Below are 14,478 nucleotides of genomic sequence, written 5' to 3' on the forward strand. Positions count from 1 at the left end.
CGAGTGCGTGTTAAAGTAATTCATGATCAATGGATATCAGTTCATTTCTTGAATAACCCAATTCTTATATTGACTGGCATCAAATGTAAAGGAGCTCTTAGGTAAAGGCTCGTTAGTTTTTAAGGATTTCAAAGTAAATGTAGCTACAGTTCCAGAATTTTCTGTGATAATCGCCTTATTGATATGTTTTGTATTTACATCTATACCTAATAAAACACTCTTGTATTCAGAGTTAGATTTAATAGGAGTTAATTTTACAAATTGTATTTTTCTTCCGCCTTCGTTTTGAATGATATCCCATTTTTTGGTATATCCTTTCTCATAAAAAGTAAGAATGTTAGAAGGAGTGATCATTTGATTCCCATCTGTACGCACTTTAGAAATCGTAACCTGCTGATCTTCAGAGTTAACAGCATATTGCTTTTTACCGTCAAAGATGTAAGTGGTTCCTAAAAAGTTGACATTGTATTTTTGACCAGCCATTGTTGCATCACCTTGCACATCCATGTCGGTACCCGTTTTAGGGTTCCTGAAATTACCTTTATAGGTAAAGGATACGTTGTCGTAGGACTTGAATTTCTGTGCTACTTCGTTAAGTAATTTATCTGCTGGAGTGTCTTGTGCTGTTGCCGCTTTCGCGAAAGCGAAAACCATAAAAACAGATAGGATATAATTTTTCATTGTGTGACTTTAATTGTTGCTTTCTTCATTTAAAAATACTTCGAGGGACGCGAGATCTGGAATTAAAACTTGTCTCGCTTTACTTCCTTCAAAACCACCCACAATACCAGCAGCTTCGAGTTGATCGATTATTCGACCAGCACGATTGTAGCCTAGTTTCAATTTACGCTGCAATAACGAGGCGCTACCTTGTTGTGCAACGACTATAATCTCTGCAGCTTCTTTGAATTTTGCGTCTCTCTCCTCTATATTATTATCAATACTTGTGCCACCTTCTTCGCCTACATACTCAGGAAGTAAATACGCATCAGGATAAGCTTTTTGCCCACCTATAAAGTCTGTTATTTTTTCTACTTCTGGAGTGTCCACAAAAGCACATTGAATCCTGATAAGTTCATTTCCAGCGGTATACAACATGTCTCCACGACCTATCAATTGGTCTGCACCACCGCTGTCTAAAATCGTGCGAGAATCTACTTTTTGCATTACTCTAAAAGAAATTCTAGCAGGGAAGTTGGCCTTTATCATACCTGTAATTACATTAACAGATGGTCGCTGCGTGGCGATGATCAAGTGAATACCTATTGCACGTGCGAGTTGCGCAAGTCTGGCAATAGGTGTTTCTACTTCTTTACCAGCGGTCATGATCAGGTCTGCAAACTCATCTACGACCAGCACGATATACGGCAAGAACTTATGCCCGTTTGCAGGATTCAATTTGCGCGCTTTAAATTTAGTGTTGTACTCTTTGATATTACGGCACATCGCATCTTTAAGAATATCATAACGCTGATCCATTTCAATACATAGACTATTCAAGGTATTGATAACCTTAGAATTGTCAGTGATAATGGCCTCTTCACTATCCGGTAATTTGGCCAGATAATGTCTTTCTATTTTGTTGAATAAAGTCAATTCTACTTTTTTAGGATCCACGAGTACAAACTTAACTTCGGCAGGATGTTTAGAATAGAGTAGGGAAGTAAGAATCGCATTCAGACCTACAGACTTTCCTTGTCCTGTTGCTCCAGCCATAAGCAGGTGAGGCATTTTAGCGAGATCAACAACAAAAGTTTCATTTGATATAGTCTTTCCAAAAGCTATAGGTAATTCCATTTCTGCATTTTGGAACTTTGGTGATGCAATAACAGATCGCATGGATACTATAGATGGATCGCTATTAGGTACCTCAATACCAATAGTTCCTTTTCCTGGAATAGGAGCGATGATACGTATCCCTAGTGCGGCGAGAGATAAAGCAATGTCATCTTCTAAATTTTTAATTTTTGAAATCCGTATTCCTGCTTCTGGAACGATTTCATAAAGGGTTACTGTAGGTCCAACGGTCGCACTAATTTTTGCAATTCCAATTTTATAATTCTTAAGTGTTTCTACAATACGGTCTTTATTTGCTTGTAGTTCTTCTTCATTAATCGTAATGGTCTTTCCTTTGGTATAATCTTTTAAAAGATCAACAGGCGGAAATTGAAAGTTGCTCAACTCTAAGGTAGGGTCAAACTCGCCAAAGTCCTCTACTAGTTTTGAGGCCTTACTATCAATCATTTCTTCTTCATCGATTATTTGCTCGATTTCCATTCCAATATCGTTCTCATCCTTTGGAGCAACGGTTTTTTTAAGAACTGGTTCTAAAGCAACCTCTTCTTCTGGAATAGAGATTTCCATACCGCTTCCTGAAAAAGTTATGGAAGATTTAGGGTCTTGCTCTGTGACAGCATTTTCTTCAGAGATCCCTTCTACAGTTGCTTTTTTCCAGTCACTTTCTTCGTCTGTAGTTTCTATATGTTCAAAGCCTTCTTTTACTTCAGATGCTTTTTTAGAAAAATAAGCACTGATGCGTTCTGGAGTTAATTTTAATCGCAATACCAAGTAAACGATCGCAATGAACGTCATAACAAGCACGGCACCTAGTAATCCTAAATAATCTTGTAGAAAGTCATTCAGTTCATATCCTACTTTTCCACCCAATAAGGTGTTGGTATTATGGAAAAAGCCTAGGAAAACAGACGTCCACACGAGCAATAAAAGTCCCCAAAACCATAGATTTGAAATTCGCTTTCGCGAAAGCGAGAACGCACTATCACCACTAGCAAATAAAAATATTCCTGAAATAATAGTAAGTACAGCAATAGAAAAGGCTGGGATTCCAAAACCTTTATAAATAAAAACATGTCCCAACCACGCGCCCAGCTGACTGATCCAGTTCTTAGTTTCTGTGGTTCGCTCTCCTAGGGCCTGCAACACACTTTGATCTTGCGTTCCGGTAAATAAATAAGAGATAAAAGAAAATAGTAATAGCAAACCGATTACTATTAGCGCGCTTCCTATAATTACTTCTTGTAATCTATTAAGCTTTAAACTAGGTACCTGGAATGGTTCTTTGGTTTTTGCAGTAGTTTTCTTAGATGTAGTTTTTTTACGCGCCATGTGTTATAGTGAACGAGCAAAAATAAGAATATTGCACGTTAATGAAGTTAGTAGTTGTTAGTTATTAGTTAACAGAGTTGTGATTGGAAGAAGATACAAGATCATTGCGCTAAAAGAATTAAGAATAAAGACTTTTTTTGTCAGTAGGGTCCTGCTATAAAATTAGGCTGTACCGTATATAAATATAGGTAATAGTTGGTTTCAAGTTTATTGGAGAGCCATTTAGATTTCATGGTGAGTCTAGGCAGACATTACCTATTTCAGAAAACAGCAGGTATATGAAATCATTTCTTAGTCGATTTAAATAAATGAAGAGATTTCTCTTTTAACCGCGGGTTTATAAGATGCCTCAAGCTTTTGGTCAGCAGAAAAGATTTTATTGTTTTATTAAAACAATGCCTTTATATAAGGAACATAAATAATCAACCCCACAATGGTAGAAGCGATAGCGGTCATCACAACAGCGCCTGCAGCAATGTCTTTAATGTGACCTATTTTTTTGTGAAAATCAGGATGTATAAAATCGGCAATAGCCTCTGCGGTAGTATTCATGCCTTCAAGTCCCATAATAAGACCTATACAGAGGGTTTGTGCTATCCATTCTGTCGCGGTAATCTCAAAGTAAAAACCCGCAATAGTCATAATAATAGCTATTGCGGTTTGTACTTGAATGCTGGCTTCGGTGCGTAAAAGGATCAAGGCTCCTTTGAAAGCATATCCCATAGCTTTCCATCTGCCAGCTAAAAATTTAGTAAAACTCAATTACAAAAGTGTTTTAAGAGCCTCTAGATAGTTAGGTTCATCTGCAATTTCTGCAACTTGCTCTTTGTAGATCACTTTTCCTTCTTCATCAAGAACAACTACTGCTCTAGAGTGAAAGCCTGCAAGTGGACCAGAAGTCATGGTCAATCCGTAATCTTCTCCAAAAGAACCATCAATAACATCACTTAGGTTTTCTACATTTTCCAGTTCTTCATCGCTCGCAAAACGTTTTTGTGCAAAAGGAGTATCTCTTGAAATACACAAAACAGCTGTATTATCAAGTTGAGTAGCTCTTGTATTAAAGTTCTTTACTGATGTCGCACAAACGTCAGTGTCAATACTAGGAAAGATATTCAGGATGACACGTTTTCCTTTGTAGTCCTTTAAAGAAGCTTCAGAAAGATCTGTCTTTTTTAATTTGAAGTCAGGTGCTGGAGTTCCTACTTCTGGAAGAGTGCCGCTGGTGGAGATTTCATTTCCTCCTATAGTTATAGTTGCCATGATGTTGGTTTTAAATGTATCATCCAAAGTTACAATTAACCTTAGGATGCTTTTTTAATGTCTTGTTAATTATTTAGGCAGCTCCACCCATGATAAGATAGCATCTACATCTTCGGTTGAAAGTTGAGGGAACGCATTCATATTAGATTGCTTGTACTCCTTATAAATGGCTACTGCTTGTGCATCTCCAGATTGGATCATCGCTGTACTGTCATAAATCCAGGTGTAGATCCATTGCATTTCTCTTCGCTCGGTTACTTTGTGTAATGCTGGTCCTACTGCTTTTTTATATCTTTTATGACAAGAAGCGCAATTAGTGTTAAAAATGGATTTCCCTAATTCTTGCTGTTCCGTCAGTACTGCTTTTGTAGTGATGACCATTGTTTTAACAGGAGCTTGTAAAGCATATTGTTGCTGCTCGTGTGCGACTAAAAATGCAGCACAAAAAATCACTGCAATCATGGCGAGAATAAGTCCAGAAATAACACCTAGGGAACGAGAAAGTTCGTTAAACATAAGTATTTGATTTTATAAGGTTTATCTGTGGTAAGAGCGCTTTCGCGAAAGCAAACCAACTCTAATCAAGATAATACTCAAACCTCATTTTAGAAAAGAAATACTCGCTTATCGCAATAGATAAATCCAATGACATGTCTTATTTTTGTAGAAAATATCTATCATGACAATTACACAGTTAAAATACGTTCTTGCAGTTGCTCAATATCAAAATTTCACCAAAGCAGCAGATAAGGTTTTTGTGACGCAGCCTACTCTTAGTATGCAGATTCAAAAACTGGAAGATGAGCTTGATGTGCAAATTTTTGATAGAAGTAAAAAGCCTATTGAGCTAACAGAAACAGGAAGAAAAATTGTAAATCAGGCTCGTAATATTGTGAATGAAAGCGATCGCATTCAAGATATTGTGGATCAGGAAAAAGGTTTTATAGGTGGAGAATTTAAGATAGGAGTTATTCCTACCGTCATGCCTACCTTATTGCCGATGTTTTTGGCCAATTTTGTAAATAAATACCCTAAAGTAAAATTACGTATTGAAGAACTGACAACAGAAAATATTATGGAAAGTCTTCAAGATGGAAGTATAGATGCTGCGATTGCCGCTACACCTTTGAAAAACGATATGATCAAAGAGCGGGTGTTGTACTACGAGCCTTTTGTAGCATATGATCCAAGGTTATCAGGTAAGCCTAAATCAAAAATTAAGGTAGAAGATATCAATGTGGATGATTTGCTTCTTTTGGAAGACGGACATTGCTTTAAAGACAGTATATTAAATTTGTGTCGAAGTTCGAGAGATACAGGTAGAGAACGTTTTATGTTAGAAAGCGGTAGTTTTGAAACCCTTATAAAACTAGCTGATGAAGGACTTGGAATGACTTTGTTGCCTTATTTAAACACTATGGACTTGCCAGAGCATAAGAAAGATAACCTAAGGTATTTTGAAGACCCATCGCCAGCACGTGAAGTGAGTTTAATCTATCATAAAAGCGAACTTAAAATGCAAATTATAGAGGCATTAAGAAATGTTATTGCTGGAGTTGTAAAAGGAGCGATCGCTTTTCAAAATGTACAAATAATAAGTCCGCTTGCGGGAAAGTAATCTACAAGTGATGTCTGAAAAGACTGTTACTGGGCTATAAAGCAAACACCTGATACCTGGAGCTGTTAGAAGAGGGGTAAGTACGCTGATATGATATACAGTTCATAAGCTGCGTTATTCTATAACCATTAAAAAAAGGATATGAAAAGGGTTTATATTCCACTTCATATCCTTTTTTAATTAATTTTTAAGTTGCTAAGCCTTTAACAAGGGCACGCAACTTCCTAACTCTGGGTTTTGTAAAACCAGTTGTTTGACCCAGATTTCTAATTCTTTTATTTCAAAGGGTAATAAACGACCTACTGCTTTTTGTAATTCCTTGCAAAATAGAGTATGGTCGAAACTCACTTTTTCGAGTATCATTTTAGTATACTCAAACATAGCTCTAGCCATAATTTTCAAGATTTTTAGTTAAGTAGTTTTTTATCAAGTACGTAGGTTATTTCTATTTAAGTACTAAATATATGGCTTAATCATGATAACTACAACGTTTGAAATTCAAAATGCTTCAGTTTTAACTATAAAAAATGATTATCTATTCCATAAATACTGATCTCTAGCTGTTTACTATGCTGCACATAATGTCTAAAATTATTACAAATTATCGATAAAAGATTAAACAGAATATTACGTATTCCTAGTTTACTCTTAGAATGCTATTGGGTCAAAATACAGACGCTAACCACACAAAGAATCGCAAAGAAGAATGTAGATAAAGCCACCTTTTTTAATTCAGGATCTAGGAGTGCTGGAGATGTGGTCTTTTTAACTTTGAACAGGTGTATAAATAATGGGATGAAGGCTAGGAGAGGTAGGAAATTTATATATAAGAATGGAGAGTTAGGACTATTACCAGCCGCAACGTCAAATCTATTGATCAGTACATCCATAACTAAATTATTTCCTGAGATTACAAATGCATTTAAAGCGCTATAAACCGCACACAAAAAAGCAATTACAACAAACCCATAATGAAGCAACTTTGCTTTAGCAAGCCCCATCTTTACCACAATTGTATTCTTTCCAGCTTTTTTATCACTCTCTACATCTCTCATGTTATTAAGGTTCAAGACAGCAACACTTAATAAACCTATCGTCATAGAAGGAAAGATCATTTCCCAATTGATCGTTTTGGTAATCAAATAATAAATACCTATAACACTTACAGGACCAAAAAAGATAAAAACAAATACGTCTCCCAATCCACGATAACCATAGGCATTGTCACCAACCGTATATTTAATCGCTGCCCAAATGGCTGCAATGCCTAACACCAAAAAGAATAAAGAAATGAATAAACGATCTATTCCTAGACTTACATATATAAGGAGAATGGCACTTATCAAGGTTAGAATAGCGGTAATGACCATTCCACGTTTCATTTCTTGTGGCGAAATAATACCGCTTTGAATGGCTCTCATTGGGCCGATTCTATCTTCATTATCGGTTCCTTTTACACCATCACCATAATCGTTGGCAAAGTTGGATAGGATTTGGAAACCTAATGTTGTGATTAGAGCTAAAATGGGTATTAATAAATTGAAATCATTTAGATAACGACTAAGAGCTTCTGAAACTTCGTTTTGTAAATTATTCGACAGCTGATTGTAAACATTTTCTTTTTGTAAGTTTTCTAAGAACGACTTGCCTAATTTTCCTTGATATAAACCCAAATAGGCATAAGCACTTCCCACAAGAATTCCACTAATACTCAATGGCAGTGTTCTCAATCTCGCAGCACTGATCCAGGCTTTTAATTTGCTTGTTTCAGCCATTTTATTTAGACATGATATTTACCATTGCTTCCTTTAATAAATCAGTAGGGTCGGCTTGATGTGTTCCTACACCTTTTGATTTTACATCCATATCTCTAATCACTTTTATAGCGCGACTGCAATATTTCATGGGGTAGTTTTTTGCAGCGGTAATGATTTCTTGAACAAAAAACGGATTTACACCCGCAGCTTTTGCCACCGCTTGAGGATTCATGTCCTTTAAGGTATGTACTTTTAATAGTTGTACAAAAAAGCTGTACAATTGAGCAGTAGTAAGCACAAAAGGGTTCTCTTTAGGGTTCTCTGCAAAGTAGTTGATGATTCTGTGGACTTTAACCACATCTCTCACTCCGAGGGCTTTGCGCAATTCAAAATTATTATAGTCCTTAGAAATACCTATGTTATCCTCGATCACTTGGGGAGTAATAGGCTGCTCTTTAGAATGAACTAAAGCGAGTTTAGAAAGCTCGTTATTGATCTTCCCAAGATCGTTTCCTAAAAATTCCACTAACATTCTCGTAGCATTAGGATCGATCTGATAGCCCATTTCTTTGAGTCGGCCAGTTACAAAAGCAGGAACCTTATTTTCATAAAGAGGCTTGCTTTCCATGTAAACAGCATGTTTCTTCAACAGTTTGGTAATCTTGCTACGGCCGTCAGGAGTTTTGTATTTGTAAGCAAAAACAAGAATCGTGGTGGGTTGAGGTTGCTCGATATAGCTTTCTAGTTTTGCCAATTGCTTCACTAGGTGCTGCGCTTCTTTCACGATAATGACTTGATAATCTGACATCATAGGGAAGCGTTTTGCATTTTCCAGCACTTCTTCCATGGTGGCTTCTTTTCCATAAATCACCATTTGATTGAAGCCTTTCTCGCCTTCATCCAGTACGTTATCTTCTATATAATCACTAACTTGATCTATAAAATAAGGCTCACTACCACATAAAAAGTACACAGGCGCGTATTTTTTTTGCTTTAAGGAAGCTAAAATGTTTGTGACATCACTCATCGAGAGCTGTTGTTGTTTTTGTAATATTGTGCTATGAAGCCATTGCGACTACCAGCTGGAAATTTCAGAGTCAAAAGTACTGAAAAAGGACGTGCTATCTTTGACCAAATCAGGAAAAAGTTTGTCATTTTGACACCAGAAGAATGGGTGCGGCAGCATGTTGTTTCGTTCTTGCTTTCGCGAAAGCGAATCCCGCAACATCTTATCAACATAGAAAAGCAATTGATCATCGCAGGAACTACTAAACGATATGACATCATCAGTTTTAACGCAGATGGCTCTATACACTTAGTGGTAGAGTGTAAAGCGCCAAATATCAAGATCGATCAGTCGGTTTTTGATCAAATAGCGAGATATAATTTAGCTTTAAAAGCTGATTATTTAATGCTTACTAACGGTTTGGAGCATTATTTTTGTACCATGGATTATGATAACCAAACCTATCATTTTATCCCAGACCTACCAGAATACGTTTTATGAAAATAGGAATTGTCATATTAAATTGGAATGGAATAGACTTGCTTAAAACCTATTTACCTAGCGTGGTAGAACACCGTAAAGAGCATGTTATTTATTTGGCAGACAATGCTTCCACAGACGGTTCCATAGCATGGACGGCGACTCATTATCCAGAAGTAAAGATCATTGCGATGGGGGAAAACCGCGGTTATGCTGGTGGCTATAATGCAGCCCTTGATAGCGTACCTGAAGAAGTGGTGTGTTTATTAAATAGCGATGTTGCTGTTACAGCAGGCTGGTGCGATTTTATAGTTCGGCGATTTGAAATAGATCCAAAACTCGCTGCTTGTCAGCCTAAAATCCTTGATGATAAAAAGAAAGAGTTCTTTGAATATGCCGGCGCTGCTGGTGGATTTATTGACCGTTATGCCTATCCTTATTGTAGAGGACGTTTATTTGACAGTATAGAAAAAGATCTAGGTCAGTATGATGATGTGGTCGATTTAGACTGGGCTAGTGGTGCCTGTCTATTTCTAAGGAAGAGTGCCTATATTAAGGTAGGTAAGCTGGATGAAGATTATTTTGCTCATCAAGAAGAAGTCGATTTGTGTTGGAGGTTGCGTCATGCAGGTTTTGTAATTAGTTACGAACCGCAATCGGTCGTGTATCATTTAGGAGGAGGTACTTTAAACAATTTAAACCCACGTAAGACGTTTTATAATTTTAGAAACTGTCTTTATAATATCGTTAAAAATGATCATTCCAGTTTATGGTTAGGAGTATTATTTATTAGAATGTTGCTGGATGGAATAGCGGCATTAAAGTTTCTTAGCGAACTGAAGTTTGCTCATTTTTTGGCCGTATTGCATGCGCACTTTCATTTTTACAGGCATTTGGAATCACTTTTAAAGAAAAGAAAAGAAATAAAAGCATTTGAGAAAGTTCTGCAAGTAAAAAACACCGATTTAAGTATTGTATATCAATACTTTATAAATGGTATAAAGATTTATCAAAAGTAACGTATAATAACTTAAATCCTTGTTAATGATCACGTCTTACTGCTTAATATTATTAATTTTGGTAAGGAATTTAACAAATTAAACAACAATAATAAGATGAAGAAAATATTTTTAATGTTGCTCGCAGGTGGACTTTTAGTTTCATGTGCATCTAAAAAAGATCTTGAAGCAGCGCTTGCAAAACAAAAAGAAACTAAAGAACTATTAGATACAGCAACAGTAAAATTAAACGCTTGTCTAGCAGATGAAAGAGCATCAAATGCCCGAATAGAGGGGTTTAAAGAACAAATCACTACTCTTAAAAATTCGAATAATGCACTTCTAAGCAATCAAGGAGACCTCGTAACGCTTTCCACACAAGGAAGCCGTAACCTGGAACGTTCTCTAGAAAGTATGAGAGAAAAAGACTTGCAAATCAGATCTTTAAACGATGCGATTACTAAAAAAGACAGTGTAACACTAGCATTAGTGACTAGTTTAAAAAGCTCTTTAGGTAATTTACAAGATGAAGATATCAGTGTTAATGTTGAAAAAGGAGTAGTGTACATTTCTATTTCAGATAAATTATTATTCTCTAGCGGTAGCGATAAGATTAATGAGAATGCAAAAATGGTATTAGGTAAAGTCGCCAAAGTAGTAAACGACAAACCTGAAATAGAGCTCATGGTAGAAGGCCACACAGATAACCAGCCTATCTCTTCGACTAAGTTCACAGATAACTGGGCATTGAGCACCGCTCGTGCTACAGCGGTCACTAGAGTTTTACAGGAAGATTTTAATGTAGCTCCAAAACGTATGACGGCTGCTGGTAGATCTTTTTATATTCCTGTAGCAACAAACGACACACCTGAAGGTCGTGCTAAAAACAGACGTACTAGAATCATCGTACTTCCTAAATTAGACCAATTCTTTGATATGGTAGAAAAAGGAATGGAAGAGGCAAAAGCAAATGCTAAGAAAGAAACTGAAATGAAAAAGAACTAAACAGTTCTTAATTGAAATATAGGAAAGCACCTGCGAGAGCAGGTGCTTTTTTTGTTAGCTGATTTATTTGCGTGAGAAATTCATGTTTGTATAATCTACCTTATATAGGGTATTGTAGGTGGATCCCATTCTTCTTACTTTTAAATGGATTGTAATTCACAAAAATTAACTCATGAAAAATTTAAAATTATCATTCTTAATTCTAGTTTTTGCAAATTTACCTACACTACATGCACAATCTGATTTTGAAGTTAGAATTACTCAAACTGCTTATGTAGAAGATTATAATAATTTAGCAGAATATATAGGAAATGAAAACGTTACTATTCATCAGAATAAAATAGGCTTTAGCAAAAGATTAGGAAATAAAATGGTTCTCCTATTCAATTTTACTGCAGATAGAGTACGTAATAGTGATGGGCGCACTTATTATAATGTGAAAAGAAAAGGGCACGTGGTTTTTGCAGATGTAAATAGGGTGTATGAAAATGGAGAACGTATTATTCTGGAAATGAACTCTAACGGATATTCTAATCAGGTTCAAGTACCAGGTGAAAACTGGACTGAAATAATCACAAATCGATCCGACTTTTCTATAACAGTAAAGGATGATATTAAGCGCAAAGAAGTTTTAAGAATTATGAATTATCTAAGAAGATATCCAGTGTATCGAGTGAAAAATTAAGAGCTGAGTTGAACCATCAAACATTGAAGATACATCACATTTTCTGTGGTTGAAAGTCTTTTATTTATGAATGATTTTTAATTTAACTCTTAAAGGGAACAGGGTTCTCGCTTTCCTACCTTGCCGGCAGGCATGGCGCGAAAGCGAATCAAGAATTAAAGATTAAACCAACGAGAAAATGGCCGCTCCGTAAATAGCAAAACGCACAAAACGCAGTAGACCAATTAGGGCCCAATCCTTAACTGGGTAGCGCAACATTCCAGCGACTAGGCTGGCCATAGAAAAAGGCAACGGAAGTAAAGCGCCTACCGCTATAAGAACGCCTCCCCATTTCCTTGCCATGACGAGTTGTTTGGCCATTTTTACTTCAAGGTAATTGTGTAAACTAGGTATTCTTAAAGCTCTTCTACCTATCCAATAAGAGGTAAAACCACCTAAGTAAGAAAGTAAAGCGATAAGAAATAAGTTAAAAATGGGAGTACTGGTTTCTCCTGCCCAAGCGATAAACAACTCTGGAGGGATCAATCCTAACGCAGTTTCAGACACGTAGAAAAATGTCAAAACACCATAATCAGGCAATTCCTCAACGGCAAGCTCAAGAAGCCCCATTAAACCATCGTCTAGAGCAAAGTGAATAACAGCTAGAATGGCAACAACAACTAAAACTGGAGGCATGGATTTCTTGATACTATCTGCCACAAAACTGTAAAAGCCTGTAAGCTTATAGTATTTGTGAGCACGATCAGGTCGAAACCAAGGTTTTTTATTTGTTGTTGAGTGTTCCAAATTAATTGAAGTTGAGTTGCAAAATTACCACTTAAACGCACTTTAGTGCGTTAAATTCTTATCAATAAAAATTATATCAGATTCTTAACACTAAACAAAGGTTAATACCTTTTAAAAAGCGGTATTTTTGCAAATCTCAAAAATGAAAATCCAGAGCAATGCCGATGAAAAATGAAACTGAAATTAAATCCTTGTACGATTACCAAGAACGCGATCTGGAAGCGGTTTTTGAACGTATAAACAATCAACCAGACGATTACAATTTGTTGTACCAACTACCTACTGGTGGTGGGAAAACAGTTATTTTTTCTGAAATGGTACGCAGGTACATCAGAGAAACTGGAAAAAAAGTGGTGATATTAACCCACCGTATTGAACTCTGTAAGCAAACCTCCAAAATGCTTAATGGTTTTAATGTGAAAAATAAGGTCATCAATTCTAAAGTGAAAGAACTGGATGATCAAAAAGACTACGATTGTTTTGTTGCGATGGTAGAAACTTTGAATAACCGTATTCAAGATGACAAGCTCGAACTAGACGATATAGGTCTTGTCATTATCGATGAAGCACACTACAACAGTTTTAGAAAGTTGTTCAAATACTTTGATCACTGTTTTATGTTAGGTGTGACTGCTACACCATTGAGCTCCAACTTTAAGTTGCCTATGAAGGACAACTATAAAGAGCTTATAGTAGGAAACAGCATCACTTCTCTAGTAGAACAAGGATTTCTTGCTCAAGCAGTCACTCATACTTACGATGTAGGCTTAAGCGGTCTCACTATAGGTATGAATGGAGATTATACTGTAAAGAGTAGTGAGAAGCTTTATACAGCGGTAACTATGCAGGATAAACTGGTGCAGTCTTATACAGACGTAGCAAAAGGTAAAAAAACCTTGATTTTTAATAACGGTATCAGAACCAGTATAGAGGTAGAAGACACCTTTAGACGTGCAGGAATAGAAGTGAGACACTTAGATAATACCAATTCTAAAGAAGAGCGTAAAGATATTTTGAGGTGGTTTAGAGATAAGCCTGATGCAGTTCTTACTTCTGTGAGTATTCTGACCACCGGCTTTGATGAGCCTAGTGTAGAATGTATTATTTTAAATAGAGCGACTAAATCATTAACTCTTTATTATCAAATGATAGGTCGTGGTTCTCGTATTCTTCAAGATAAAAAGGAATTCCAAATTATCGATTTAGGTAATAACGTGGCTCGTTTTGGTTTGTGGAATGAACCTATAGACTGGCAACAAGTATTTAGATCTCCAGATTTCTACGTGGAAAATATCGTTTCTGATGAAGAGATAGAACGCAATTTTGTGTATAAGATGCCTGATGCTACCAAAGCAGAGTTTCCCAATACCAAAGATTTTACTTTTGATATCAAAGGAGCTTATAAAAGAATCACTAAAGAAAACCGCAAGTCCAAAGATGTGCTTGATGAATCTATTGCACAACATGTACAGTGGTGTGTAGAGAATAGTGAAGATGTTTTTGACGCTCGTATCCTTGCTAAACTGCTTAAAGAAGATATCAAAGACCGTATTAGAAGATACGCCTACTGTATTATTAATAATACAAATAACTATAAAGACTGGTTAGAAGAAGATTATTACCGTCGTTTAAGAATGGCTTTACAGCAAGAGTTTGCAGGTATTGAGTCAGATTTATAATAATAGGATACTTTTACTTTCTAATTTTATTTAAAAATTAAAACATAATCTTGATTTTGCTCAGGGCGAAAGCGA

At 36.2% G+C, this 14,478-nt stretch carries 15 protein-coding genes; 6 read left to right on the forward strand and 9 right to left on the reverse strand.

The window, feature by feature from the left end; genetic code table 11:
* Positions 1-36 precede the first annotated feature (36 nt).
* The 5 genes from F0365_RS11350 to F0365_RS11370 all read right to left on the reverse strand — a co-directional run bounded on the left by F0365_RS11350 (position 37) and on the right by F0365_RS11370 (position 4,905).
* Positions 37-681 carry a LolA family protein gene (locus F0365_RS11350; protein ID WP_169933790.1) on the reverse strand — a complete coding sequence of 215 codons (645 nt, stop codon included), beginning with the start codon at positions 679-681 and terminating at the stop codon, positions 37-39.
* A 9-nt stretch (positions 682-690) separates the two neighbouring features.
* On the reverse strand, positions 691-3,126 hold the full coding sequence (locus tag F0365_RS11355) for an FtsK/SpoIIIE family DNA translocase (protein WP_169933791.1): 2,436 nt from the start codon (positions 3,124-3,126) through the stop codon (positions 691-693).
* A gap of 387 nt (positions 3,127-3,513) precedes the next feature.
* Positions 3,514-3,888, reverse strand: a complete 375-nt coding sequence (locus F0365_RS11360; RefSeq protein WP_240961623.1) for a diacylglycerol kinase — start codon at positions 3,886-3,888, stop codon at positions 3,514-3,516.
* Positions 3,889-4,389 carry a thiol peroxidase gene (gene tpx / locus F0365_RS11365; protein WP_169933792.1) on the reverse strand — a complete coding sequence of 167 codons (501 nt, stop codon included), beginning with the start codon at positions 4,387-4,389 and terminating at the stop codon, positions 3,889-3,891. It lies immediately after the preceding gene.
* Between the two features lie 69 nt (positions 4,390-4,458).
* The gene (locus F0365_RS11370) at positions 4,459-4,905 is read right to left on the reverse strand and encodes a c-type cytochrome (RefSeq protein WP_240961627.1); all 447 of its coding nucleotides are present in this window, start codon (positions 4,903-4,905) and stop codon (positions 4,459-4,461) included.
* A 163-nt stretch (positions 4,906-5,068) separates the two neighbouring features.
* Here F0365_RS11370 and F0365_RS11375 point away from each other — a divergent pair, with 163 nt between their 5' ends.
* Positions 5,069-6,007: a hydrogen peroxide-inducible genes activator gene (locus F0365_RS11375; protein WP_169933793.1), complete on the forward strand. Its 939-nt coding sequence runs from the start codon at positions 5,069-5,071 to the stop codon at positions 6,005-6,007.
* A 195-nt stretch (positions 6,008-6,202) separates the two neighbouring features.
* On the opposite strand, the gene F0365_RS11380 is transcribed toward F0365_RS11375, so the two are convergent.
* The 3 genes from F0365_RS11380 to holA all read right to left on the reverse strand — a co-directional run bounded on the left by F0365_RS11380 (position 6,203) and on the right by holA (position 8,791).
* Positions 6,203-6,400: a hypothetical protein gene (locus F0365_RS11380; RefSeq protein ID WP_169933794.1), complete on the reverse strand. Its 198-nt coding sequence runs from the start codon at positions 6,398-6,400 to the stop codon at positions 6,203-6,205.
* A 263-nt stretch (positions 6,401-6,663) separates the two neighbouring features.
* Entirely contained in the window at positions 6,664-7,782 is a 1,119-nt protein-coding gene (gene menA / locus F0365_RS11385) for a 1,4-dihydroxy-2-naphthoate octaprenyltransferase (protein ID WP_240961630.1), read from the reverse strand.
* A gap of 1 nt (position 7,783) precedes the next feature.
* Positions 7,784-8,791: a DNA polymerase III subunit delta gene (holA, locus tag F0365_RS11390; protein WP_169933795.1), complete on the reverse strand. Its 1,008-nt coding sequence runs from the start codon at positions 8,789-8,791 to the stop codon at positions 7,784-7,786.
* Positions 8,792-8,824: 33 nt separating this feature from the next.
* On the opposite strand from holA, the gene F0365_RS11395 reads away from it, so the two are divergent.
* From F0365_RS11395 to F0365_RS11410, 4 genes are all read left to right on the forward strand, one after another.
* Entirely contained in the window at positions 8,825-9,271 is a 447-nt protein-coding gene (locus F0365_RS11395; RefSeq protein WP_169933796.1) for a type I restriction enzyme HsdR N-terminal domain-containing protein, read from the forward strand.
* Entirely contained in the window at positions 9,268-10,269 is a 1,002-nt protein-coding gene (locus F0365_RS11400; protein ID WP_169933797.1) for a glycosyltransferase family 2 protein, read from the forward strand. Before F0365_RS11395 ends, F0365_RS11400 begins: the two co-directional genes overlap by 4 nt.
* A 96-nt stretch (positions 10,270-10,365) precedes the next feature.
* Positions 10,366-11,253 carry a flagellar motor protein MotB gene (locus F0365_RS11405; protein WP_169933798.1) on the forward strand — a complete coding sequence of 296 codons (888 nt, stop codon included), beginning with the start codon at positions 10,366-10,368 and terminating at the stop codon, positions 11,251-11,253.
* Positions 11,254-11,425: 172 nt separating this feature from the next.
* On the forward strand, positions 11,426-11,938 hold the full coding sequence (locus tag F0365_RS11410; RefSeq protein WP_169933799.1) for a hypothetical protein: 513 nt from the start codon (positions 11,426-11,428) through the stop codon (positions 11,936-11,938).
* Between the two features lie 162 nt (positions 11,939-12,100).
* Here the strand turns inward: F0365_RS11410 and F0365_RS11415 are convergent, their stop codons facing one another.
* Complete coding sequence (locus tag F0365_RS11415) at positions 12,101-12,724, reverse strand: YqaA family protein (protein WP_169933800.1); 624 nt, start codon at positions 12,722-12,724, stop codon at positions 12,101-12,103.
* Positions 12,725-12,888: 164 nt separating this feature from the next.
* Between F0365_RS11415 and F0365_RS11420 the strand changes: the two genes are divergently transcribed.
* Positions 12,889-14,403: a DEAD/DEAH box helicase gene (locus tag F0365_RS11420; RefSeq protein ID WP_169933801.1), complete on the forward strand. Its 1,515-nt coding sequence runs from the start codon at positions 12,889-12,891 to the stop codon at positions 14,401-14,403.
* Positions 14,404-14,478: the final 75 nt, after the last annotated feature.

It is taken from the genome of Nonlabens sp. Ci31 (genome assembly GCF_012974865.1).
Taxonomy (GTDB): domain Bacteria; phylum Bacteroidota; class Bacteroidia; order Flavobacteriales; family Flavobacteriaceae; genus Nonlabens.

Coding starts and splice junctions, on each gene's coding strand:
- F0365_RS11350 (WP_169933790.1), bottom strand. CDS start 681: ATGAAAAATTATATCCTATCTGTTTTTATGGTTTTCGCTTTCGCGAAA.
- F0365_RS11355 (WP_169933791.1), bottom strand. CDS start 3,126: ATGGCGCGTAAAAAAACTACATCTAAGAAAACTACTGCAAAAACCAAA.
- tpx (WP_169933792.1), bottom strand. CDS start 4,389: ATGGCAACTATAACTATAGGAGGAAATGAAATCTCCACCAGCGGCACT.
- F0365_RS11370 (WP_240961627.1), bottom strand. CDS start 4,905: ATGTTTAACGAACTTTCTCGTTCCCTAGGTGTTATTTCTGGACTTATT.
- F0365_RS11375 (WP_169933793.1), top strand. CDS start 5,069: ATGACAATTACACAGTTAAAATACGTTCTTGCAGTTGCTCAATATCAA.
- F0365_RS11380 (WP_169933794.1), bottom strand. CDS start 6,400: ATGGCTAGAGCTATGTTTGAGTATACTAAAATGATACTCGAAAAAGTG.
- menA (WP_240961630.1), bottom strand. CDS start 7,782: ATGGCTGAAACAAGCAAATTAAAAGCCTGGATCAGTGCTGCGAGATTG.
- holA (WP_169933795.1), bottom strand. CDS start 8,791: ATGAGTGATGTCACAAACATTTTAGCTTCCTTAAAGCAAAAAAAATAC.
- F0365_RS11395 (WP_169933796.1), top strand. CDS start 8,825: ATGAAGCCATTGCGACTACCAGCTGGAAATTTCAGAGTCAAAAGTACT.
- F0365_RS11400 (WP_169933797.1), top strand. CDS start 9,268: ATGAAAATAGGAATTGTCATATTAAATTGGAATGGAATAGACTTGCTT.
- F0365_RS11405 (WP_169933798.1), top strand. CDS start 10,366: ATGAAGAAAATATTTTTAATGTTGCTCGCAGGTGGACTTTTAGTTTCA.
- F0365_RS11410 (WP_169933799.1), top strand. CDS start 11,426: ATGAAAAATTTAAAATTATCATTCTTAATTCTAGTTTTTGCAAATTTA.
- F0365_RS11420 (WP_169933801.1), top strand. CDS start 12,889: ATGAAAAATGAAACTGAAATTAAATCCTTGTACGATTACCAAGAACGC.